Below are 21,972 nucleotides of genomic sequence, written 5' to 3'. Positions count from 1 at the left end.
TCCAGGACTTATGCTTTAACAGCAGGTTTAACGATAACGTCGCCGCCAATAGCGCCAGGTACAGCACCTTTAACTAGAAGCAGATTACGTTCAGCGTCAACACGTACTAGTTCAAGATTCTGAGTCGTTACACGCTCAGCACCCATATGACCGGCCATTTTCTTACCTTTAAACACCTTACCAGGTGATTGGTTTTGACCGATTGAACCAGGAGCACGGTGAGACAAAGAGTTACCGTGTGTAGCGTCTTGCATGCTGAAGTTCCAGCGCTTAACACCACCTTGGAAACCTTTACCTTTCGAAGAACCAGTAACGTCTACTTTGTTGATATCAGTAAATAATTCAACAGTAAGTTCATTACCTACTTCAAAATCGCCTTCACCACCATTTAGGCGGAATTCCCACAGGCCACGACCCGCTTCAACACCAGCTTTTGCGAAATGACCCGCATCTGCTTTGTTTACACGGCTTGCTTTTTTCTCGCCTGCAGTAACTTGAAGCGCATTGTAACCGTCTGTTGCGTCAGATTTGATCTGAGTAACACGGTTAGGAGTTGCTTCAATAACTGTCACAGGGATAGATACACCATCTTCAGTGAAGATGCGTGTCATACCCACTTTACGACCGACTAGACCTAATGCCATTTTCCTAAAACCTCTCTAATCTTCCGATTAACCCAGGCTGATTTGAACATCAACACCAGCAGCAAGGTCTAGGCGCATTAGAGCGTCTACAGTCTTGTCAGTTGGTTCTACGATGTCGATCAGACGTTTATGGGTGCGGATCTCATACTGATCTCGCGCGTCTTTGTTCACGTGCGGAGAAGTCAATATTGTAAAACGTTCAAAGCGAGTTGGAAGTGGGATTGGACCACGTACCTGAGCGCCAGTGCGTTTCGCTGTTTCCACGATTTCCGCCGTTGATTGGTCAATCAAACGGTGGTCAAAAGCTTTTAGGCGAATACGAATGCGTTGATTTGACATTCTTTAACAACCTCAATTAAAAGAGCATTTAAAAAGAGCATAAAAATACCACCAGAACAAAATAACGAATTATTTGCCGGTTGGGATTCTTATTTCTACCATTGAACTCCAAATCGGAGTTCCTGTTTTTAGCTTGAAATCCAAGCTCTATTTGCTTTCTAACTGTCTATAACAGTAGAAAGTCCGCACATTATAATGATATTGGTGATAAATGCAACAAGTAATGCTAAGTTATTTATGGGCGTATAAATATCAATAAATGTAGGTATTTTACTCGCACCCTAGGCGCTTCCTTACTTTCACCAATATTAGACCGCACGCTGAAATGGTCAGTCCAGTGAAAGCTTGCTATGCTATCGCAAATTTTTAAATGTGGTGTTTTATGAGACTTATTTCGCAAGGTTTAAATCAGCTGTCACGGTGGGCTAATGCATTATTGGTTAGAACTAAACTGTTACCCGAAAACCCTGTCGAACAATTTAAACTCAACCCTGAGTTACCCACATTTTATGTGGCGCGTTTAAATGCCCGTTCAGATATAGCCGCTTTAGATAGCGTATGCCGACAGTTGCAATTACCACGTCCAACACACTTACAAACACTTGCTGGAAAAGAGATCACCCGATTCATCGGCTTACAAAACCCGACTCCACTGTTTGCTAAACAGGCCAAACAAAGCAATGCCCTTGAGATAGGTAAAGAGATTTTTGCTGCATTACAACTCGACCCACAGTGCCAAGCGCAAATTATTCCAGTCACCATATTGTGGGGCCGTAACCCCGGAAAAGAAAAACCGGGTATCGGCACCCTATTCTCTCATTCATTAACGCCCAGTTGGCTGCGCAAACTTTTTGTACTGATTTTCTCTGGTCGTGACAACTTGGTACGATTCAGCAGACCCATTGAACTTAATCAATTGATCAATGACAAAGCTGATGTTGAAGAGTTGCCACATAAGTTAGTCAGAGTAGCAAGAGTGCACTTTCGTCGCCAAAAGCTCGCAGCGACTGGACCTAAGCTACCTTCTAGAGAGCAGCTGTTTAATTCTTTGCTGGCATCGCCAAGTATTAAAAAAGCAATTGCTGAAGAAGCGAAAAGTAAGGGGCTGACCCATGAAGAAGCTCGCTTAAATGCACAAAACCTATTAGAAGAGATCGCCGCAAATTATTCAGATGCGATGGTGAGAGTGGGTGAACGGCTACTTACGTGGCTTTGGAACAAGCTTTATAATGGGATAGAAATTAAATATGCCGACCGCGTCCACAACTTAGTCGACAAAGGCCACGAAATTATTTATGTACCATGCCACAGAAGCCATATGGATTATTTACTGCTTACCTACGTGATTTATCACCAAGGGTTAGTTCCTCCCCATATTGCAGCCGGTGTGAATTTAAACTTTTTCCCTGCAGGCGGCATATTTAGACGCTCAGGTGCATTCTTTATTCGACGCTCATTTGCCGGTAACAAACTCTATTCTGCCGTATTCAAAGAATATTTAAGCCAACTATTTATTAAAGGGTACTCTGTTAAGTTTTATACCGAAGGGGGACGCAGTCGCACAGGGCGTTTACTCCCACCAAAAACAGGTATGCTGGCAATGACCATCCAATCCATGTTGCGTGGTATTGATAGACCCATTTCTATTGTGCCTGTATATATCGGCTACGAGCATGTCATGGAGATCAACACCTACCTTAAAGAGTTGGCAGGAAGTAACAAAAAGAACGAGTCTGTATTTGCGGTATTTAAAGCAATGAAGAACTTGAAAAACTATGGCCGTGGTTATTTAAATTTTGGTGAACCTATTAACGTTAACCAGTATTTGAATGAACACCAAGCCGATTGGCATCAAGCAGTACACCCAACTGATGTGCAAAAGCCAGCTTGGTTAAATAGCCGAGTGGCTGATTTAGCCGACGATATTATGACTAACATCAACAGTGCTGCCGCTTTGAATGCCGTAAATTTACTCGCCACAATATTACTCAGCAATAGCCAATTTGCATTGAGTAAACAAAAGCTACTTTCGCAACTGGAGTTTTACCTTTCCCTACACCGTGATGCTAAATACAACGATCAAGTAACGTTACCAGCAGACAGCGCTGAACAGCTGCTTGAACATGCGTTACAGCTAAAAAAATTCGATGTTCTTCATGATGAATTAGGTGATATTATCGCGATAAAAGAGCAAGAGCGTACACTCTTTAATTACTATCGAAATAACATTATTCATTTATTTGCGGTCCCGAGTGTGATTGCACAGCAGTTGGTGAACTGTCGCTCCACAACATTGGCTGAGTGCGAAGCACAACTGGCGCGTTTATATCCATTTTTTGCAAAGGAGTGGTTTTTAACACCACTTCGCTCAGGCTATATAACTGACATACTTAACGCATTTGCCAGCAACAACCTCATCGAGTTTGATGGTACAACCGCGGTTACACGCACTGACAGTCATGCATTTGCACAACTCGAAATGCTAGGTAAAGTCAGTCATTTAACCTTACAACGCTATGCTATCACGGTGAATTTAATCGATTCGAATCAGGGTATTACACGTACAAATCTTGAGTCTGAAAATGATGTTTTGGCAAAGCGTTTGGGCACTTTACACGGTATTAAAAGCCCAGAGTTTTTTGACAAGAAGGTATTAGTCTCATTCGTTTCAAGTCTTAAAGCACACGGCTTTATTACTATTTCAGAACAACAATGTATTGAGCCTACAGCGCAATTATCCGATCTTAAAGCTCACTTACATGCATTATTACCCGCAAGTATCTGGCAATCTATCAGTGATACTCTCTAACTATGCCGCAATAAAGTGAGTATATAACCTCAGGTTTGGATAAGGGTTTTGGAATAGAAAGTGTTTTGAAAGCAAACATACGTACAATCCAATGATGATATTTTGTTCAACATCAAGGCGCTTTTATGTAGTAATAGCGGGCTATTACAAATGAAAGCAACGCCGAGAGTGAGAAAAATAGCTTTATTGGGCAAATTCGCTTATCCAGAGCTGAGGTTATATAAGGTGCCTACGTAAAATAGGCGCCTTACACCGCTCGATTAACCGCGCTGACGCATCACGCCTTCTTGCATCGTCGACGCAATCAGCTCCCCATCTCGATTAAAAAACTGACCGCGTACTAAGCCTCGGCCATTACTTGCACTTGGGCTGTCGACACTATATAAAATCCAATCATCTAATCTAAACGGGCGATGAAACCACATGGCGTGATCAATAGTTGCAACCTGCATACTTGGGTGCATAAACGATAATCCATGGGGCTGCAGTGCCGTTGGTAAAAACTCAAAATCAGACGCATACGCTAACAGGTAGTTATGAATACGGCGATCATCAGGCATCGCACCATTTGCTTTGAACCAAACATGCCGCTGCGGTGTGGTTTTTTGGGGTTTAAATGGGTTTTGAAAGTCCACAGGGCGCATTTCAAGTGGCATGTCCCGTGTAAATTTATGACGCAGTGACTCAGGGATCAAGCTGGCATTTTCTTGGTAAAACTCTATCGATGACTTGAGAGTTTCTGGTTCTGGTACTTTGGGCATGTCACTTTGGTGAGATAACCCAGCTTCATCACCTTGAAATGACGCCGTCATATAAAAAATAGGTTTACCATATTGAATTGCACTGACTCTGCGTGTACTAAAGCTTTTACCATCTCTGATCGTTTCAACATCATAAACAATTGGTTTTGCAGGGTCGCCCGGGCGCAAAAAATAAGAATGTAATGAATTCACATAGCGCGCTTCAGGCAACGTGTATTTTGCCGCCGATAATGCCTGCCCCATCACTTGTCCACCAAATACTTGCGGGAAACCCAAATCTTGGCTTTGCCCTCGATAAATGCCCTGTTCGATTTCTTCTAATTTTAACAATGACAAAAGATTATCTAGTACCTGACTCATCAGCTTTCCTAATACGTTGATCTACACTTTTAATCATACTATAAATTACAACGATCAGAACCCGTATAAAATAAACGAAGTACGTTTTTGCATTTATTTTCTTATTGGTTACCATTCTCCCTTAAACCTATCAGACTGGCTGATATTGAATTGACTAGGATAATTACCATGGCCTATTGGTTATTTAAAACAGAGCCGGATGCATTTTCAATTGATGATTTAAAGAAAGCACCGCAGCAAAGTACGTTTTGGGAAGGGATAAGAAATTATCAAGCGCGAAACTTTTTACGTGATCAAGTTAAAGTGAGTGACCAAGTATTTATTTACCACTCTAGCTGCAAAACGCCGGCGATTGTCGGGGTTGCCATTGTTACACATGCTGCTGAAGCCGACCCATATCAATTCGATATGAGCAGTGACTATTACGATGCCAAAGCAACATTAGAGTCACCAAGGTGGGTAGGGGTCACCATACAATATCAACGGCACCTAAAACCGATCACACTGGCAGCAATTAAAGCCAATAATGACATTACCGAACTTGCGCTCAAAAAAGCCAACCGCTTGTCTATTATGCCTGTGAGCGAGCGTGAATGGGACTTACTTATTGCGCATGGCTAACGCCTTTTTCGCTTTGGCTTCATACCTTGTTTTGGAATGATCGAAAAGTACATCAATAGCGCTAACCAGGAAAATACCAACGTACCGATAAGCCATGCATTCTTTTCATGCTTATGTGTTCTACGACTCCCTGAGATCAAGCCAATGGGGAGTAAGTAGGCACAGATAGCGCCTACTAAAAGCATAAGCTCAGAGGTCATATTGCTTGCCAAAGCACCTCTTTTGCGAGCACACGACTTGGGGCGATATAATGCAGTACATCGCCGGCACAGATCTTATAATCTAACGGCGGGTTCAAATCTAAGTTTTGTGCACTTTTATCGTGAGCGACACCAAGCAAAATAGCATTATGATGCGCCTTGAAGTAAGGAAATAACTCTCCAAATTGATAGCTTTTAACCCCTTGTGGCAACTGCAAACTAAACTGCGTATCGCCATGTAAGCTAGACAGTAATTCTTCTTGTACGCGACTCGAACCAGGATCTTGCATCGCACGCACTAATATTTCCGCCGACTTTGCTGATGAACACTCGACATTTTTACAATGTGAGCGCAACAACGACACTTTACTTTCATCTTGAAAATGCGCACTAATATGCGCATCTGCTTTTATCATCGGACTAAGTTTAAGGGCGGTGGTAAATGTTTGATCATCATCTTGGCCATCAATGATCATTTTATCTGCATCCGCAATTGCAATTCTGGCTAATTGCTCATCTTCCGTAAAGCTGGTTAGCCGCGCAAAGTTCACTTCAGGATAACCAATTAACGGATGTTCAATGGCATCAGTCACCGCAAGCACAATACGACGATTATCTCGCTTAGTATCAGCCAAGATATAATCAATGATTTTTTTTGTTCTTATGGGGTGCCAACCAAAAATAATAATGTGATTTCGAAAATCAAAATAATCTTTATCGCCAGTCATTGCTCGTTTTATCCAAAAAGTTGCCATCTGCCCTGCTTTACCCAACAAGACACCAAATAAACCTAAACCAAACGGGACCTGTACTAATGCAACAACCCACCGTCCAAAATCGGTTGTGGCGCTAAAATCCCCATACCCCACAGTTGAGGTCGTAATAATGTAATAGTAGAAAAACACATTAGCCGGTAACAATGCTTGCTCATTGGCAAGCATTAATAGCCCCCACACCAATCCCATATGTAGCGCTGTCACCAAACAGAGTAAGCGCCAGCTTGCCCTATCAACATGCGCTCGCAATAAAACCACTAAGCGTTTAAAAATAATCATAATAAAGTGACTAAGACAAATATGCTGCTACATTACTTGATTTGCATAATTTTGAAAACCTCAGCTTGAAATCAATCATAAGTCGTATAGATGCCATTGAATAATAGAAACTTTTCGACAAGCTCGTAATTTGCAATAACTTGGGTATACTAAAATATGAAATGGCACGATGAGAATAGGTTAATTAAATGGCTGGTGTATTAGCTTCAGTGAATCAACGAACACAGTTAGTCGGTGAAAACCGTCTTGAGCTGTTGCTGTTTCATTTGCATAGTCGTCATTTATTTGCGCTCAATGTGTTTAAAGTAAAAGAAGTTGTCAAACTGCCACATTTAAACATTATGCCTAATGCGCATCCTAAGGTCTGTGGCGTCACCACGATACGCGGAGAGTCTATTCCTGTTATAGATTTACGTCGTGCTATTTGCATGCCTGAGTGTGAGCGGGATGCTGATTGTAATTTAGTGATCACCGAATACAATCGCTCGGTACAAGCGTTCTTGGTGGGTAAAGTCGATCAAATTGTCAACACTACTTGGTCCGATATCATGCCCACCCCAAGCTCGGTAGGTAAAAACCATTATCTGACCGCTCTCACAAAAGTAACCCGAGGTGACATTGAGCATATAGTCGAAATCATCGATGTTGAAAAAGTCCTTGCTGAAATAATTGAGTATGACATTGGTATCTCTGATAACGTTTTAGATGAGTCTATTCGTGAAGACTTTAAAGGTCGTAAGATTTTGCATGCAGACGATTCTCCCACAGCCCGCAGGCAAGTCGCAGATACCCTCGCACAGCTCGGTATTGAAATCATCCCAGCGACAGATGGCCAAGAAGCCTTAAACCTACTGACCAAATGGGCAGACGAAGGCCTTGATGTGAATAAAGAGCTACTCGCGGTGATCACCGACGCTGAAATGCCTGTCATGGACGGATACCGCCTCACTTATGAAATTCGTAACGATCCCCGTTTAAAAGATTTATATGTGGTTTTAAACACGTCATTAAGTGGCAGCTTTAACCAAGCGATGGTTGAAAAAGTCGGATGCAATGCGTTTTTATCTAAATTTCAACCTGACCTACTTGTCCAAGAAGTTCAAAACCGCTTAAAAGCGGTTTTACCATCAGAATAACTGGCTGTTTATACAGTAAAATTAAAATATTTTTTCGCTACTTATCAATAATTTATATAATTACAGACACTGAAATATAGAACAAAACTGGGCATCCGAAGTACACAAAGGTATACTTTGCGTTCATTTTCTATAACAGGCGTGATGATGGACGTTTCTGAATTAATCGACGGGTTAAACGATAAACAGCGCGAGGCTGTGGCTGCTCCACTACAAAATATGTTGGTTTTGGCAGGTGCAGGGTCTGGTAAAACTCGTGTGCTGGTACATCGTATTGCTTGGTTAATGCAAGTCGAACATGCATCACCTTACAGTATTTTTGCGGTCACATTTACCAATAAAGCAGCCAAAGAAATGCGATCCCGTGTCGAGGAAACCATTAAATCATCCGTTGGTGGTATGTGGATTGGTACCTTTCACGGTTTATCACATCGTATTTTACGCGCACATTATCGAGACGCTAACTTACCTGAGTCTTTTCAAATTTTAGATACTGACGACCAAGTTCGTATGATCCGCCGCTTGCTCAAAGCAATGAATATTGATGAGAAAAAATGGCCAGCGAAACAAATCGCTTGGTATATCAGTGCCAAAAAAGACGAAGGTGCACGCCCTAAAGATATTCAAGCATATGATATCAACGAACAGCTACTACTCAAGGTTTATACCGCCTATCAGGAAGCGTGTGACCGCGCAGGGTTAGTTGATTTCGCAGAAATACTCCTGCGCTGTTACGAGTTGCTACAGCACAACCCTACTTTGCTACAACATTACCAACAGCGCTTTCGCTACATGCTTGTGGACGAATTCCAAGATACCAACAGTATTCAGTATCAATGGTTAAAATTATTAGCTGGCACAGAAAATACCATGATGATCGTTGGTGATGATGATCAGAGCATTTACGGTTGGCGAGGCGCTAAAATTGAAAATATAAAACGCTTTGTCAGTGATTTTGATGCCGAAACCATACGCCTTGAGCAGAACTATCGCTCAACAGCTACGATACTCAAAGCCTCAAATGCACTGATAGAAAATAACTCAGACCGCATGGGTAAGAGCTTATGGACAGAAGGCACTGAAGGAGAACCAATTTCCATTTATGCCGCATTTAATGAACTCGATGAATCGCGCTTTACGGCCAGTAAAATACGTAGCTGGCTAAACGCAGGCAACTTGTTAGAACACTGTGCTATTTTATATCGGAACAATGCCCAATCTCGAGTACTTGAGGAAGCGTTATTACAAGAAGGCTTAAAATACCGTATTTATGGGGGTATGCGCTTCTTCGAAAGACAAGAAATAAAAGATGCACTGGCTTATTTACGGCTCATCAGTAACCGACAAGATGATGCCGCTTTTGAGCGTGTTATTAATACGCCCGCGCGGGGTATTGGCGATAAAACCCTCAGCCATATCCGTGATTGTGCGCGTAATGAGTCTATGCCGTTGTGGTATGCCGCCAAAGCAGTAATAGAAGAAAAGCACTTAGCTGGCAGAGCAGCAACAGCCATTAGCCGATTCATTGAACTTGTTGAGCAGTTAGACGACAACATTACTGAGCTGGAGCTTGCCGAACAAGCAAAGCTGACAATCGATCAATCAGGCCTTATGGCCATGTATCAAGCTGAAAAAGGCGAAAAAGGCCGTGCACGCGTCGAAAACTTAGAAGAGCTGATCAGTGCATGTGGCCAATATGACTTGCCGATTGACGAAGATTTTAGCTCTCCATTACAAGGCTTTTTAGCATATACCTCGCTTGAGTCTGGTGAAGGTCAAGCCGACGAGCATGAAGATGCCGTGCAGATGATGACCTTGCACTCAGCCAAAGGTCTAGAGTTTCCGCTGGTGTTTATGGTTGGTGTCGAAGAAGGCATGTTTCCTTCTCAGCAAAGTCATGAAGAATCAGGGCGGTTAGAAGAAGAACGCCGACTGTGTTATGTCGGTATGACCCGAGCAATGGAAAAGCTGTACATCAGCCATGCTGAAAGTCGCAGGCTCTACGGACAAGAGAAACACCATAGTCCCTCGCGCTTTCTACGTGAATTACCCGATGACTGCGTAGAAGAAATTCGCATTAAAACACAAGTCTCACGCCCAGCCGCAACAGGCAGGTTTAGCCCCTCGGTTACTCATGCGGTATTTGAAGACAGTGGTTACACCCTTGGTCAGCGGGTGTTACACGCAAAATTTGGTGCTGGAACCGTTTTAAATTACGAAGGCAGTGGTGCGCAATCTCGCATTCAAGTAAATTTTGATGATGTTGGTAGTAAGTGGTTAGTCACGGCATATGCACGTCTTCAAGCCATGTGATTTAACTCCCCTCACAACGCAACTGGCAAAAAACCATCATCGCCAGTTGCTTGTTTTGTGTGGCGAGCACGATTGGGCGATTACACAATACGCGCGCCTCGTTGATGCTGGCGCAGAGCAAACGTTAACGCTATCAACCCATAAACAATTACAGCACGCTCAATGGCCAGAACATTTGCATGAAATATTAGGCCAAGAGTTTTCAGTTGCACTATATGATGGTTATAGCGGGATCACACCCAATAAGCTAGCTGCGCTCAGCGGAACCGTCAAAGCTGGCGGATTATTAATACTTATTCTTCCTGAATTGTCAAAACTTGATAACTGGATAGACCCCGCAATAAAAACATGGCTTTCGTATGGGTATCAGACTAACGCCAGTTTATTTTTAAAGCGCTGGCAAAGACTTATTCCGAGCTTGCCCATCAGTGTACTGTCTCAAAAGTACGGTGCCAACCTCAACATACCGGCTTCGCAAGACAATCACCAAAACAATGCGTTACAAACACAATGCCGCGTTATATCGACACTGCGTAGCCAATTACAAAAAGGGTGTACTTCGCCAAGTGTACTCAGTGCTGATAGAGGCAGAGGAAAGTCTGCAACACTAGGCTTGCTGGTTGCCAGTATGCCCGAACAATCATTTATTATTTGTACAATACAATACCGAGCAATAAAAACTGCTTTTAAGCATTTAGCGCTAGCACTAGGCATAGAATATAAAGGGTATGAAAAGCAATTAGCGAATCTACACTACGTGCCACCCGATCAAGTATTAACTATGTCACTAGATGACACTATCGTGTTAGTCGATGAAGCAGCTACCTTACCAGTACCGACTTTGGTCGCTATCGAGCAACGCGCTTCACAGTGTATATTCTCCAGTACTTTGGTTGGCTATGAAGGGAATGGGCGAGGATATACACTCAAGTTTGCAGATCATTTATCAAAGAAACATACAACCTATACGCAACTCTCGCTCACACAGCCACTCAGATACAATCACAGTGACCCTTTAGAATTTGCGATAAATCGTTTATTTGCCTTGGACAGTCACTACCAAACTGATGCTGTCGCTACATTAAATAGCATTCACTTTACTGAGTTGACAGCTCCACAACTTGAGCTAGACGAATCTTTACTGCAGCAAACCTTTGCCCTGCTGGTGAGCGCGCATTATCAAACTACAGTAAACGACTTTAGACAATTACTTGATAGCCCCAGCCAACGCCTATTTGCCATAATGCAACAAAGCAACATATTAGGGGTATGCTTAGTCAATATTGAAGGGCAGTTAGAAGAAACCATACAAAGTGCTATCAGCCAAGGGACACGCCGGCCACAAGGGCATTTGCTGCCCCAACAGCTATTTCATGTTCAAGGACAAGCGGCTTTTTTATCCTCTCGATGTGCACGAATTGTCAGAATAGCCATCGCACCACAGCAACAAAAACGCCAACTAGGCACTCAGCTCCTTAATTATACGGAACAACAGCTCAGCGCAACGGTTGACTATTTTGGCAGCAGTTTTGGCTGCGACCCTCAATTACTTCAATTTTGGCAAAATAGTGGCTATCAGTTGGTTAAATTGGGCTTCAAAAAAGACAAATCAAGCGGGCAATATGCTGCAATGGTCATCAAGAGCCAATCGGCTTTACAGTGCCAGCAACAGTCCTTGCAAAGCTACTTTGAAAAAACATTTTACTATCAGCTCATGAATCATTATCGTGATTTGCCGTACTCCTTAGTGCTCAAAATGATTCTAAAATTCAAAGAAAAACCGCTCTGTGAAGCATTGCTTGCACAGTTTCGTTTTATCGTGACTAAAAATACCAATCTCGAACAATATTCACCGCTTATCTGGCAAGTGATCACAACACACCCCACACTGCTATCAGACTTACCGCGTATTTCCCAACAGTTAGCTATTAGTCTATTATTACAAAACAATACTAAGGAATGGGTCCAGCAAACACTGTCGCTGCACTCAAAAAAGCAGTTTAATATTGCATTGCAAGCTTTGGTGAAAGAACTTTATGCACGGATCTCTATTAAAAGCGAGTAAAGTCGCTCTCTGTTATCTGATATTACATACCTATTGTTTCGCACAAGCTCCCGCAGATATTAAGTTAGGGATGTCGACTGCTTTGAGCGGCCCTGCACAAGCGATAGGCAGCCAACTCAAAGCCGGTGCAAATATTTATTTTGAGCAGCTTAACCAAAATGGTGGAATAAAAGGGGCTAAAGTCGACCTTTTGGTATTAGATGATGGGTATGAGCCTAGCCGAACCGTAAATAACACTCGCTACTTTATTTATGAAAAAAAAGTCGATGCTTTATTTAGCTTTATGGGCACCCCAACGATCTCAGCAATACGACCCTTGTTAGAACACAGCCAAACCTCTTTGCTTATGCCATTCTCCGGCGCTGACTTTTTACGTAACAACCGTGCAATTAAAGTATTTAATTTAAGAGCGAGTTATTTTGATGAAGCTACAGAACAAATTAATTACCTAGTCAACGAACGAAAGCACACCAATATCGCGTTATTTATTCAGGCTGATGAGTTTGGCATCACATTAGAAAAAAGCCTGACACAGCTATTAGCAAATAAAGGCCTTAGCCCTTCGATAATCACGCGCTTTCGTCGCAATTCTAGCAATGTAGATAAAGCCTTAAGAAAAATAAAAGCGTCACGAGCCACGGCTGTTGCGCTCATTGGTACTTACAAACCTTTAGCAAAATTTATTAATCGAGCACAGTTAAAAGGGGTTAAAGCCGATTACACCAGTGTGTCATTCGCCTCAAGCAATGAACTCCTCGCCCGAATAAAATCCTCGCAACTATTGATGATCACTGAAGTCGTCCCTAACCCCTTTAAATGCTCATCACGATTGTGTAACGAGTTTAGAGTACATACCGCAGAGTACCCAAATATCAAAATTGATCACGTCCTATTCGAAGGCTATCTTAACGCCGTTGTATTTAGTAAAGCGGCTCAACAATGCCCTGTTAATTTTGATGATCAGTGTATTCTCGACAAACTCTCTCAGTTGCTAGAGCATGATACTGATTTGCAAGAACTATTTAACCTAGAAGCAGGTAAAAAGAAATTGCCAGTTTTCCGCTCATATTCGTCATAATGTTCTATTCTTAAAAGATAATTATAATTTTTTAGAGGCGAACATGGATTTAATAAACTTTCGAGTTGGACAAAAAACCATATCTCTGAAGATATTGGATATTTTGCTCACTGAACGTTATGAAGGGAACCTAACCTCGCTACCTAATGGCAATCCAAGCTTTTTGGGCGTTAAAGATTATATGGGCGCCCCGACCCCAATTTTTGATTTAGGCCTTATTCTTAATAATCAATCTTCCCATGATATAAATCGTGCACTTATTGATTTATTGATGGAGCATGAGCAAGAGCAAAAGTCTTGGTTTCAAGCACTAGAGCAAAGTGTAAACAATGGCGCTGTATTTAGCGGAACGAGAGATGCCAAACATTGTGAGTTTGGCAAGTGGCTTTATCACTTTAAAACTGAAAATGAAGACTTAAAAGCAATATTAGCCCGCTTTGATAAACCACACACCCAATTGCATTCACTACCCGATAAAATTTTCGCACTGTACCACGATGATAATGTGGACGAAGCGAAACGCTTACTCGCAAAAGAAAAATCAACAACCTACATGAAGCTCATTCGCTTATTTGAATCAGCGCGAGAACAAATATCGTTAGATCATAAGCCAATCATCGTGTTTACAACACAAGATGGGCAACAGCCACATATCGGGTTATTAGTGGATCAAGTTGAAGATAACATTCACTGTGAAGAGAGTGAAATCAAGTCGTTAAGTGAATTGACAAACGTAGGCTTTGAAATAGATTCACAGACAAAAAAAATGATGCGAGGACTCATTAAACGGGGTGAAACACACAGCGTTGTGATTGATCCCAGTGCGATATTTAGACCGGACCACCTTCAAGACTATGAACCAGAAGAAACAGAAAGCTACGGCTTATTTTAATCTGTAGGTTTTTAGGGCATAAAAAAACGCCGCTCTAAAGAGCAGCGTTTTTAACGTATACGGTGTATTAGTCTTTAATTTGACGACCAGCGCGCTTACGCTCACTTTCTGTCAATAACTTTTTACGAATACGGATATTCTCAGGCGTCACTTCTACTAGCTCATCATCATCGATGAACTCAAGCGCTTGCTCAAGAGACATTCTGATTGGTGGTACAAGTGTTTGTGCTTCATCAGTACCTGATGCACGAACGTTTGTTAGCTGTTTACCTTTAAGAGCGTTAACAGTCAGGTCGTTATCACGGCTATGAATACCGATAACCATACCTTCATAAACTTCTACACCGTGTCCAATAAACAACTTACCACGTTCTTGTAGGTTGAATAATGCGTTAGTTAGCGCTTTACCTGTTGCATTCGCAATCAATACACCATTCTTACGCTTACCAATAGTACCGCCTTTATATGGGCCGTAGTGGTCAAACGTGTGGTACATTAAGCCAGAACCTGATGTCAGTGTCATGAAGTCAGTTTGGAAACCGATTAGACCACGTGAAGGCATCATGAAGTCCATACGAACACGGCCTTTACCATCTGGTGCCATATCCGTCATTTCAGCTTTACGAAGACCAAGCTGTTCCATGATAGAACCTTGGTGCTCATCTTGAACATCGATAGTTACTGTTTCAAACGGTTCTTCTAACTGACCATCTACTTCACGAAGAATTACTTCTGGACGAGAAACAGCTAGCTCATAACCTTCACGACGCATGTTTTCAATCAAGATACCCAGGTGTAATTCACCACGGCCAGATACGCGGAAGCTATCTGGGTTTTCAGTTTCTTCAACGCGTAATGCTACGTTGTGAACTAATTCATTTTCAAGACGTTCTAGGATGTTACGTGAAGTAACAAACTTACCTTCTTGTCCTGCAAACGGTGAAGTGTTTACTGAGAACGTCATTGTTACAGTTGGTTCATCAACAGACAATGGAGTAAGCGCTTCAACAGCATTTACATCACAGATAGTGTCTGAAATTTTCAGCTCACCAAGACCCGTGATTGCAATAATGTCGCCTGCTTGTGCTTCAGCAGCTTCATGGCGGTCAAGTCCTAAGTAACTCATTACTTGGCCAACTTTACCATTGCGCGTTGTGCCATCAGCACCCACGATTGTTACTTGCTGATTAGGCTTAACAGAACCACGCTTAATACGACCTACACCGATAACACCAATGTATGAATTGTAATCTAGCTGAGAGATCTGCATTTGGAAGTCACCCGCTGGATCAGCATCTGGCGCTTCAACTTGCTCTACAATCGCTTCAAACATCGGTTGCATGTTATCTGATTCATTATCAAGGTCTAACGTCGCCCAACCATTGATAGCTGATGCGTAGATAACTTGGAAATCAAGCTGCTCATCAGTTGCACCTAGGTTGTCAAATAAATCAAATACCTGATCCATAACCCAATCAGGTCGTGCTCCTGGCTTATCAATCTTGTTGATAACAACGATAGGCTTAAGACCTAATGCGAATGCTTTTTGCGTTACGAAACGCGTTTGCGGCATTGGACCTTCTTGCGCGTCTACTAATAGAAGAACTGAATCTACCATTGAAAGTACACGTTCTACTTCACCACCAAAATCGGCGTGTCCTGGAGTATCTACGATATTGATGTGGTAATCATTCCACTCAATCGCAGTATTTTTTGCAAGGATTGTGATACCGCGTTCTTTTTCGATATCATTTGAATCCATTACACGCTCTTCGTTACCGCCGCGTGTTTCTAGTGTGCCTGATTGCTCTAGCAACTTATCAACTAGGGTTGTTTTACCGTGGTCAACGTGTGCGATAATCGCAATATTTCTTAACTTTTCGATGCTCATATTATTACTCAGAGAAAGTTGAATCTCAGTGATCCTAGTCGATCTACGCGATTTCACTAAATGTTGGCGCGCCAGAGATGTCCCAATATAGGATTTAAACGGCGCACATTATCCCTTATTCCGGCCATGGATGAAAGTTTATCCAACATAAATTTTATGACTTTATAAAGTCAGTGTATTTTTTGGTGCCTTTTCAGAGTAATAAATTGCACAACAGATAAACCCCACTAAGCTTATTTCATTATGCACCACACTAGCGCATTCGATTCTAGTGCGCACCATTACAAAACAATTACGCACCACAGTGGTGCAACATTTGAAATTAAATCTACTAAAATATTTATTTTATTATGAATATCAATAAATTAGATAATTGGCATAGATCACGCTTATACTTTATCAATAGCGCATCAATATGCTGCACAAAAATATAACCCACGAGTCGGAGGACACATGTCACAATCGGTTTTAGATTTTATAAAAGAAAATGATGTTAAATTTGTAGACTTACGCTTTACAGATACTAAAGGCAAAGAGCAACACGTTTCTATTCCTCATCACCAAGCCGATGAAGACTTCTTCGAAGAAGGCAAAATGTTCGATGGTTCATCGATTGCCGGTTGGAAAGGTATTAACGAATCTGACATGGTACTGATGCCAGATCCGGCCTCTGTTAAATTAGACCCATTTGCTGAAGAAACGACAATGATTGTACGTTGTGATGTTGTAGAGCCAGCAACATTACAAGGGTATGAGCGTGATCCTCGCTCTGTAGCAAAACGCGCTGAAGAGTACATGCGCTCAACAGGCATTGCTGACACTGTCTTGTTTGGTCCAGAGCCAGAGTTCTTTGTGTTTGACGATGTAAAATACAAAACCGATATGTCAGGCTCTATGTATAAAATCGATTCTAAGCAAGCTGCTTGGAATTCAGATAAAGACTATGAAGGTGGCAACACTGGTCACCGCCCAGGCATTAAAGGTGGTTACTTCCCTGTTGCTCCTGTTGATGACTTCCAAGATTGGCGTAGCGCGACGTGTCTAGTACTTGAAGAACTAGGCCAAGTCGTAGAAGCACACCATCATGAAGTGGCCACTGCTGGACAAAACGAAATCGCGACACGTTTTAATACTATGGTATTGAAAGCTGATGAAATTCAAGAAATGAAGTATGTTATTCATAACATGGCACATTTGTACGGTAAAACAGCAACCTTCATGCCTAAGCCTGTTGTTGGCGATAATGGTTCAGGTATGCACTGTCACCAATCTCTTGCGAAAGATGGTAAAAACTTATTCGCAGGCGACAAGTACGGTGGTCTATCTGAAGATGCCCTTTACTACATTGGTGGTATCATCAAGCATGCAAAAGCAATCAATGCGTTTGCTAATGCATCAACCAACTCATACAAGCGTTTAGTACCAGGCTTTGAAGCGCCTGTTATGCTGGCATACTCTGCACGTAACCGCTCAGCATCTATCCGTATCCCAGTTGTACCAACTGAACGCGCACGTCGTATTGAAGTTCGCTTCCCTGACCCAACAGCTAACCCATACCTTGCGTTCTCTGCAATGCTTATGGCTGGCCTTGACGGGATCAAGAATAAGATCCACCCTGGTGATGCAATGGATAAAGATTTATACGACCTACCAGCTGAAGAAGCGGCTGAGATTCCAACTGTAGCGGCATCATTTGACGAAGCATTGTCAAGCCTAGACGCAGATCGTGAATTCTTAGTGCAAGGTGGTGTATTCACTCATGACCTAATTGACGCCTATATTGCGCTTAAGTCACAAGAAGTGGAAAAACTAAACATGACAACTCACCCTGTTGAGTTTGAAATGTACTACAGCGTTTAATTGCGCTTTTAAATCATATGTGTTCTCAAGCCCGCGAAAGCGGGCTTTTTTATGGATAATTAGGATACAAAGGTCTAGAGTATTAAGAATATTTTTGGCACAGGTAAGAAGTATATGCGTCTCATTATAATAGGGTGTTTGGTATTCATAAGCTGTGCTAGCATCGCAGACTCAAAGGTATATCGTTGGAAAGACGATAATGGCAATTGGGTATTTTCAGATGTACCACATAAAGGTGCGCAAGAAATACATCTCAATAAATCTATGACTATGCCCGCAATTGATACCAAAATACTTAATACCCAAAGCCAGCAGCAGGCCATTGGCTACAGCGCAAATATTACCTCTCCAAATAACGAGCAAACTCTCAGAGAAAACACAGGAACTATCTATGTCACCGGTCAGATCGAGCCAAGCTTTACTAATGGATTAAAAGTACAGTTAACGCTAAACGGGAAAGCAACTGGGCCTATGCAGACCAGTACTACATTTGTACTCAATAATGTGCCGAGGGGTGAACACACTTTAGTGCTCAAACTTTACAATGCGCAGGGGAAAACGCTAGCCCAAAGCGACTCTACGACTTTCTTTCTACACCGCAAAAGCGTTGGAAACTAAAAAGCAAGTACGCCCGATCTGATAGGCAATTAGGACAAAAAATCATAACAGTGCTATGCTGGTTACGCACCAATATGGTGCAATTGCAATTATAGGCGAACCACTATGGTACACTCTGCGGAAAGTTTACTTCCGACCCTCTGGCATAATTTATCAACGTCTGTTTTGGTCCTTGATGAAAAGTTTATAATTCATTACGCCAATAACAGCTGTAGTGAATTATTTGGTTTAGGGATAAAACGCTTAATTGGGCAACCATTGAGTGCTACATTCAGTCATCATCATATTAATATAGAACGGATCAATCAATATGTGCTGCTTGATGGTGTAGATTGCCAGCAGCATAGAGTAGACGTGGTTTTCATCGATAATCGCGCTGCAACTTTAAACCTCCATGCACGGCGTATTCAACATCAAAATATCACCTACATTTTAATGGAGTGCCGCAGGATTGATGACGAAGTGCGCTTTGATCAAGCGTCAAATCAATTGCATCAATATCATGCAGCCCGAACTTTAATTCGAGGTTTAGCACATGAAATTAAAAACCCACTAGGTGGCATTCGAGGTGCGGCGCAATTATTGCAGTACGAAGGGTGCCAAAGTGAGCGGGATCAATGTGCAGAGCTTATCATTGAACAAGCTGACAGATTAACTGAGCTAGTAGACCGATTGCTAGGGCCAAACCAGCTATTACATAAAACGCCTTGTAATATCCATCAAACTTTAGAATCGGTGATTAAACTGAGTATGTTAGACAATGAACACAATATAAAAGTAGTCAAAGACTATGATCCAAGCATACCAGATATACCAATCGACCAAGCCAAAATTCAACAAGTGGTGTTGAACATTGTTCGTAATGCTCAACAAGCTTTATTAACAGGTGGAAAAATTACCCTCACTACGCGTATCAAGCATCGCCTGCGACGTGGTGAACGATTAATGAAAAAAGCGCTCCTTATCCAAATTACCGATAATGGACCGGGTATCGCAGATGAACTTAAAGAGACACTCTTTTTTCCAATGATCACAAATAAAGACGGCGGTTCAGGGTTGGGGCTATCTATTGCTCAAACCTTGATTGAACAACACGAAGGTATGATTGATTGCGACAGCTGGCAAGGGCACACCGAATTTAATATTTATTTACCGTTTTAATTAAGCGGATATGGAGCACTAAATGAAAACAGCATGGTTAGTTGACGATGATGCCTCTATTCGATTTGTTCTCGATAAAGCACTATCTCGTGCAGGATTTAGCACCGAAAGCTTTTCAAATGGCCAAGACGTACTGACCGCCCTTTCTTATAGTCAGCCATCAGTACTGATCTCAGACGTACGTATGCCAGGGCTAGATGGAATGGCTCTACTCGAAGAGGTTACTCAGAACTATCCAAATCTGCCTGTCATTATTATGACCGCCCATTCTGATTTAGATTCAGCCGTCAACGCTTTTCAAAAGGGGGCGTTTGAATACCTAGCCAAACCTTTTGATTTAAATGACGCAACTGATTTAGTAGAACGCGCATACCAAGCGAATGCACAAGCTAAAAAAACGAAACGAACACACAACTCAAAAGATAAACCAGACATTATTGGTGAAGCACCAGCGATGCAGGAAGTCTTTCGTGCTATTGGTAAACTCTCAATGTCCAGCATGAGTGTCTTAATTAATGGGGAGTCAGGCACAGGTAAAGAATTAGTCGCAGGGGCTCTGCATAATCATAGCCCCCGTAAAGACAATACCTTCATCGCATTAAATATGGCAGCGATACCAAAAGACCTTGTAGAGTCAGAACTATTTGGCCACGAAAAAGGCGCATTCACTGGTGCAGATAGCATGCGTAGAGGCCGTTTCGAACAAGCTAATGGCGGTACGCTATTTTTAGATGAAATAGGTGATATGCCATTAGATGTGCAAACCAGATTATTGCGGGTATTAGCTGATGGAGAGTTTTACCGCGTCGGCGGGCACCAAAGTGTCAGCGTTGATGTGCGAATTATTGCTGCCACTCACCAGAACTTAGAGGAGCTTGTAAAACAAGGGCAGTTTCGTGAAGACTTATTTCATCGCCTTAACGTGGTCCGATTACGATTACCCGCTCTCAAAGAAAGACCTGAAGACATCGAAGCACTGGCGCATCATTTTTTATCCGCCAGCGCTGAAGAACTACAAGTTGAGACAAAAACGCTGACAGCAGACTCAATAAAAGCCATGCAACTCTACCATTGGCCGGGAAATGTTCGCCAATTACAAAATACGTGCCGCTGGCTAACCGTTATGGCACCAAGTCAAACGGTGAACCCTCAAGAATTACCTGAAGAATTATCTCAGATACCTAATTCACATGCCCCTGAAGGCGATTGGTTAGATGCATTTCAAAACTGGCTCAACCAAGAACTTAAGCAAGGAAAAGAGAATATTTGGCCAGATATTCAGGCACAATTAGAAAGCCGTTTGATAAAAACGGCACTTATAGCCTGTAATGGCCATAAACAAGATGCGGCATTAAAAATTGGTTGGGGTCGAAATACACTCACACGAAAATTGAAGGAGCGAGATATTCAAGACTGATGCCACAGTCGTAAAAACTTGCTGACTTCTGCTGTAATTATAAAGCTGTTATGCCTTTAATGGATCCTGACCTACGTCAGGAAGACAACGGGGATGAGCGTAATAAAAACTCAGTCCCTAAATAAAAACTCAGTCCCTAAATAAAAACCTCCGTCTTCCTGAATTCATTTCAGGGCCCATGCCTTTCACTGCCTTTTACGAGTACAGAAAGGTGTGAAAATAACAATAGTAAGTATGAATGTCATGGATCCTGACCTTCGTCAGGAAGACAACGGGGGTGAGCGTAATCAAAACCCCGCCTCTAAATATAAGACTACCGTCTCCCTGAATTCATTTCAGGGTCCATGGCGTTTCACTGCCTTTTACCAGTACAGAAAGGTGTGAAAATAACAATGATAAGTATGAGTGTATTGGATCCTAACCTTCGTCAGGAAGACAACAAGGTGGGCGTAATCAATACCCCGCCTCTAAATATAAGACTACCGTCTCCCTGAACTGGTTTCAGGATCCATGGCGTTTCACTGCCTTTTACCTGTACAGAAAGGTGTGAAAATAACAATGATAAGTATGAGTGTATTGGATCCTGACCTTCGTCAGGAAGACAACAAGGTGGGCGTAATAAAAGCTCCGCTAAATACAAAACTCAGTCTCCCTGAATTCATTTCAGGGTCCATGGTTTTCACTGCCCTTAGGAGCACAAAAGTGTGTAAAAATAACAATGGCAAGTATGAGTGTATTGGACCCTGACCTTC

17 protein-coding genes are annotated in these 21,972 nt (G+C 42.2%); 11 read left to right on the top strand and 6 right to left on the bottom strand.

Annotated features, from left to right (window positions below):
- Positions 1 to 8: 8 nt before the first annotated feature.
- Together rplC and rpsJ are read right to left on the bottom strand one after the other, a co-directional pair.
- Complete coding sequence (rplC, locus tag BGP78_RS11300) at positions 9 to 644, bottom strand: 50S ribosomal protein L3 (protein WP_010367093.1); 636 nt, start codon at positions 642 to 644, stop codon at positions 9 to 11.
- 27 nt (positions 645 to 671) lie between these two features.
- On the bottom strand, positions 672 to 983 hold the full coding sequence (gene rpsJ / locus BGP78_RS11295) for a 30S ribosomal protein S10 (protein ID WP_010367096.1): 312 nt from the start codon (positions 981 to 983) through the stop codon (positions 672 to 674).
- A 382-nt stretch (positions 984 to 1,365) separates the two neighbouring features.
- Between rpsJ and plsB the strand changes: the two genes are divergently transcribed.
- The gene (gene plsB, locus BGP78_RS11290) at positions 1,366 to 3,792 is read left to right on the top strand and encodes a glycerol-3-phosphate 1-O-acyltransferase PlsB (RefSeq protein ID WP_119861493.1); all 2,427 of its coding nucleotides are present in this window, start codon (positions 1,366 to 1,368) and stop codon (positions 3,790 to 3,792) included.
- A gap of 260 nt (positions 3,793 to 4,052) precedes the next feature.
- On the opposite strand, the gene tesB is transcribed toward plsB, so the two are convergent.
- On the bottom strand, positions 4,053 to 4,913 hold the full coding sequence (gene tesB / locus BGP78_RS11285; protein WP_119861492.1) for an acyl-CoA thioesterase II: 861 nt from the start codon (positions 4,911 to 4,913) through the stop codon (positions 4,053 to 4,055).
- A 168-nt stretch (positions 4,914 to 5,081) separates the two neighbouring features.
- On the opposite strand from tesB, the gene BGP78_RS11280 reads away from it, so the two are divergent.
- Positions 5,082 to 5,534, top strand: a complete 453-nt coding sequence (locus tag BGP78_RS11280) for an EVE domain-containing protein (RefSeq protein WP_119861491.1) — start codon at positions 5,082 to 5,084, stop codon at positions 5,532 to 5,534.
- Here the strand turns inward: BGP78_RS11280 and BGP78_RS11275 are convergent.
- Together BGP78_RS11275 and BGP78_RS11270 are read right to left on the bottom strand one after the other, a co-directional pair.
- Positions 5,531 to 5,734, bottom strand: a complete 204-nt coding sequence (locus tag BGP78_RS11275; RefSeq protein ID WP_119861490.1) for a hypothetical protein — start codon at positions 5,732 to 5,734, stop codon at positions 5,531 to 5,533. The two genes, BGP78_RS11280 and BGP78_RS11275, sit on opposite strands and share 4 nt — an antisense overlap.
- Complete coding sequence (locus BGP78_RS11270) at positions 5,731 to 6,792, bottom strand: potassium channel family protein (RefSeq protein ID WP_119861489.1); 1,062 nt, start codon at positions 6,790 to 6,792, stop codon at positions 5,731 to 5,733. The genes BGP78_RS11275 and BGP78_RS11270 overlap by 4 nt, the downstream gene beginning before the upstream one ends.
- Positions 6,793 to 6,977: 185 nt before the next feature.
- Between BGP78_RS11270 and BGP78_RS11265 the strand changes: the two genes are divergently transcribed.
- The 5 genes from BGP78_RS11265 to BGP78_RS11245 all read left to right on the top strand — a co-directional run bounded on the left by BGP78_RS11265 (position 6,978) and on the right by BGP78_RS11245 (position 14,273).
- Positions 6,978 to 7,925 (top strand): chemotaxis protein CheV, encoded by a 948-nt coding sequence (locus tag BGP78_RS11265; protein ID WP_119861488.1) that lies wholly within the window; start codon positions 6,978 to 6,980, stop codon positions 7,923 to 7,925.
- Between the two features lie 147 nt (positions 7,926 to 8,072).
- Complete coding sequence (gene uvrD / locus BGP78_RS11260) at positions 8,073 to 10,238, top strand: DNA helicase II (RefSeq protein WP_119861487.1); 2,166 nt, start codon at positions 8,073 to 8,075, stop codon at positions 10,236 to 10,238.
- Positions 10,216 to 12,303 (top strand): GNAT family N-acetyltransferase, encoded by a 2,088-nt coding sequence (locus BGP78_RS11255; protein ID WP_119861486.1) that lies wholly within the window; start codon positions 10,216 to 10,218, stop codon positions 12,301 to 12,303. Before uvrD ends, BGP78_RS11255 begins: the two co-directional genes overlap by 23 nt.
- Complete coding sequence (locus tag BGP78_RS11250; RefSeq protein WP_119861485.1) at positions 12,275 to 13,381, top strand: ABC transporter substrate-binding protein; 1,107 nt, start codon at positions 12,275 to 12,277, stop codon at positions 13,379 to 13,381. Before BGP78_RS11255 ends, BGP78_RS11250 begins: the two co-directional genes overlap by 29 nt.
- 43 nt (positions 13,382 to 13,424) lie before the next feature.
- Positions 13,425 to 14,273 carry a CZB domain-containing protein gene (locus tag BGP78_RS11245; protein WP_119861484.1) on the top strand — a complete coding sequence of 283 codons (849 nt, stop codon included), beginning with the start codon at positions 13,425 to 13,427 and terminating at the stop codon, positions 14,271 to 14,273.
- A gap of 67 nt (positions 14,274 to 14,340) precedes the next feature.
- Here the strand turns inward: BGP78_RS11245 and typA are convergent, their stop codons facing one another.
- The gene (typA, locus tag BGP78_RS11240) at positions 14,341 to 16,164 is read right to left on the bottom strand and encodes a translational GTPase TypA (protein ID WP_119861483.1); all 1,824 of its coding nucleotides are present in this window, start codon (positions 16,162 to 16,164) and stop codon (positions 14,341 to 14,343) included.
- A 453-nt stretch (positions 16,165 to 16,617) separates the two neighbouring features.
- On the opposite strand from typA, the gene glnA reads away from it, so the two are divergent.
- From glnA to ntrC, 4 genes are all read left to right on the top strand, one after another.
- Positions 16,618 to 18,024 carry a glutamate--ammonia ligase gene (gene glnA / locus BGP78_RS11235; RefSeq protein WP_119861482.1) on the top strand — a complete coding sequence of 469 codons (1,407 nt, stop codon included), beginning with the start codon at positions 16,618 to 16,620 and terminating at the stop codon, positions 18,022 to 18,024.
- A 114-nt stretch (positions 18,025 to 18,138) separates the two neighbouring features.
- Positions 18,139 to 18,642: a DUF4124 domain-containing protein gene (locus tag BGP78_RS11230; RefSeq protein WP_119861481.1), complete on the top strand. Its 504-nt coding sequence runs from the start codon at positions 18,139 to 18,141 to the stop codon at positions 18,640 to 18,642.
- Between the two features lie 105 nt (positions 18,643 to 18,747).
- Positions 18,748 to 19,803 carry a nitrogen regulation protein NR(II) gene (gene glnL, locus BGP78_RS11225; protein ID WP_119861480.1) on the top strand — a complete coding sequence of 352 codons (1,056 nt, stop codon included), beginning with the start codon at positions 18,748 to 18,750 and terminating at the stop codon, positions 19,801 to 19,803.
- Positions 19,804 to 19,825: 22 nt separating this feature from the next.
- On the top strand, positions 19,826 to 21,220 hold the full coding sequence (gene ntrC, locus BGP78_RS11220; RefSeq protein ID WP_119861479.1) for a nitrogen regulation protein NR(I): 1,395 nt from the start codon (positions 19,826 to 19,828) through the stop codon (positions 21,218 to 21,220).
- The last annotated feature ends 752 nt before the right edge of the window (positions 21,221 to 21,972 follow it).

Source organism: Pseudoalteromonas sp. MSK9-3, assembly GCF_003590335.1.
Classification (GTDB): Bacteria; Pseudomonadota; Gammaproteobacteria; order Enterobacterales; family Alteromonadaceae; genus Pseudoalteromonas.
This window is presented reverse-complemented; position numbering and strand designations above follow the sequence as displayed.

Coding starts and splice junctions, on each gene's coding strand:
- rplC (WP_010367093.1), bottom strand. CDS start 644: ATGGCATTAGGTCTAGTCGGTCGTAAAGTGGGTATGACACGCATCTTC.
- rpsJ (WP_010367096.1), bottom strand. CDS start 983: ATGTCAAATCAACGCATTCGTATTCGCCTAAAAGCTTTTGACCACCGT.
- plsB (WP_119861493.1), top strand. CDS start 1,366: ATGAGACTTATTTCGCAAGGTTTAAATCAGCTGTCACGGTGGGCTAAT.
- tesB (WP_119861492.1), bottom strand. CDS start 4,913: ATGAGTCAGGTACTAGATAATCTTTTGTCATTGTTAAAATTAGAAGAA.
- BGP78_RS11280 (WP_119861491.1), top strand. CDS start 5,082: ATGGCCTATTGGTTATTTAAAACAGAGCCGGATGCATTTTCAATTGAT.
- BGP78_RS11275 (WP_119861490.1), bottom strand. CDS start 5,734: ATGACCTCTGAGCTTATGCTTTTAGTAGGCGCTATCTGTGCCTACTTA.
- BGP78_RS11265 (WP_119861488.1), top strand. CDS start 6,978: ATGGCTGGTGTATTAGCTTCAGTGAATCAACGAACACAGTTAGTCGGT.
- uvrD (WP_119861487.1), top strand. CDS start 8,073: ATGGACGTTTCTGAATTAATCGACGGGTTAAACGATAAACAGCGCGAG.
- BGP78_RS11255 (WP_119861486.1), top strand. CDS start 10,216: ATGCACGTCTTCAAGCCATGTGATTTAACTCCCCTCACAACGCAACTG.
- BGP78_RS11250 (WP_119861485.1), top strand. CDS start 12,275: ATGCACGGATCTCTATTAAAAGCGAGTAAAGTCGCTCTCTGTTATCTG.
- BGP78_RS11245 (WP_119861484.1), top strand. CDS start 13,425: ATGGATTTAATAAACTTTCGAGTTGGACAAAAAACCATATCTCTGAAG.
- typA (WP_119861483.1), bottom strand. CDS start 16,164: ATGAGCATCGAAAAGTTAAGAAATATTGCGATTATCGCACACGTTGAC.
- glnA (WP_119861482.1), top strand. CDS start 16,618: ATGTCACAATCGGTTTTAGATTTTATAAAAGAAAATGATGTTAAATTT.
- BGP78_RS11230 (WP_119861481.1), top strand. CDS start 18,139: ATGCGTCTCATTATAATAGGGTGTTTGGTATTCATAAGCTGTGCTAGC.
- glnL (WP_119861480.1), top strand. CDS start 18,748: ATGGTACACTCTGCGGAAAGTTTACTTCCGACCCTCTGGCATAATTTA.
- ntrC (WP_119861479.1), top strand. CDS start 19,826: ATGAAAACAGCATGGTTAGTTGACGATGATGCCTCTATTCGATTTGTT.